The sequence below is a fragment of the Plesiomonas sp. genome (assembly GCF_051650925.1).
Lineage (GTDB): Bacteria > Pseudomonadota > Gammaproteobacteria > Enterobacterales > CAMTGL01 > Plesiomonas.
In genome coordinates, this window is the sequence record NZ_JBOFRH010000139.1 from 1 (window position 1) to 1,397 (window position 1,397).

The following is a 1,397-nucleotide window of genomic DNA, read 5'->3' on the forward strand; positions in this document are numbered from 1 at the left end:
AAAAAAAGGTTACGGTTGCCAGACAACCTATGGTTTTCACGATACTGATGGCAATTTCGTTCATCTTATATGGCTAACCGTAATGTCAATGTGTGCGTGGAATGTATCGGGTTGTACCGAGTGTTGTACCGCGTAGAGAAAGCTTAGCTATCCGCTGTCGATGTCCATTTATTATAATGCGCGTCATATTTATTTTTATGACAGAGCGTTAATTTATTCTGTGCAAACAGCTCGCTATAGCCCTTACCTTTATTCTGGATATTGCTGCGATGTTGAAATAAAACGCTGTCACACTTCTTTTAGACAATGCTTTTGTTGAGATGACTAGCGCGGTGCCGTCATCCTCAATTAATGGCCACATCTGTTAATCATAGCATTTCTTGTTGTAGGAAAACTATAACAGCAGTGATATTGGTGCCTATCTTGCAGTGTTATTTATGTTTTGTTTTTTAATCAGTTATTACGCCTTCCTTGCTGTTGAGCCCTGTGAGCTGGGTAGACTGTTGGCGTGGTTTTATCCTTTTATCTTCTTTGGCTTTCTGTTGTTTTATCCCTCTTTGGGATTGGGTTTATCTATTAACTTACTATCTATTAGTTTTTTATATTGCATATATTTAAATATACGGAAAGTAACACGGCGCGACGTTTTTATTGTGCACCTTTTGCCTGACTTTGCTCTGTAATGCGCAGTTTAATGTCGCTTAATAATTGCTGATAGCGTGCCGGAAGCGGCCATTCGGCGCGGTGAATGGCCCAGAGGGTATCGATAACCGGCGATTCACTGTGATGTACGCGGATTAATTCAGATCTGGCGAATGCGGTCACTGCAAAACGTGGAAGTACGGTAAAGCCCAGACCGCGCGCCACCGGTTCAAGGATCAGGCTGATTTGGTTAGTAAAACCGTGCACAGGAATGTCATCTAAACGTTGGCCAGGAAACTGACGGCTAAGTAAACGCAGCGCCATAGCGCGACCATCAGGGTGATCAATAAAGCCCAATGTCTGCAACGCTGGCCAGCTGACTTCAGCAAGAGAAGCGGGGACTACCAGACACAGCGGTTCGCGCGCCAAGGGTTCGGCATGCAGACTGGGGTGTTCAGGTGCTTGATCGACCACGCCCAGATCACTGCGTCCTTCGAGCACGGCAGAGATGATATCGGTGGTGGGAGCAAAGCGGTGCTGGATGCTGAGCGTCGGGTAGGTTTGCTGTAGCTCTAGCAGCCAAGGGTAGATGAGAAGGCCAATACTGCCGGGAGTCGAGAGGCGGATGTTGCCCGCATGCGGGTTATCTTCTGATAGCTCGGCATACAGGCGTTCACTGGCCCGTTGTTGTTCACGGGCGTAAGCCAACACGCGTAAGCCGCGCGGCGTGAGCTCCAGTTGACGAGGTTTACGCA

The 1,397-nt window shown here is 47.6% G+C and carries 1 protein-coding gene; it reads right to left on the reverse strand.

From position 1 onward, the window contains the following. Positions 1-648: 648 nt before the first annotated feature. On the reverse strand, positions 649-1,397 hold a 749-nt coding region (locus ACRC27_RS03080), incomplete at its 5' end, for a LysR family transcriptional regulator (protein WP_438639170.1).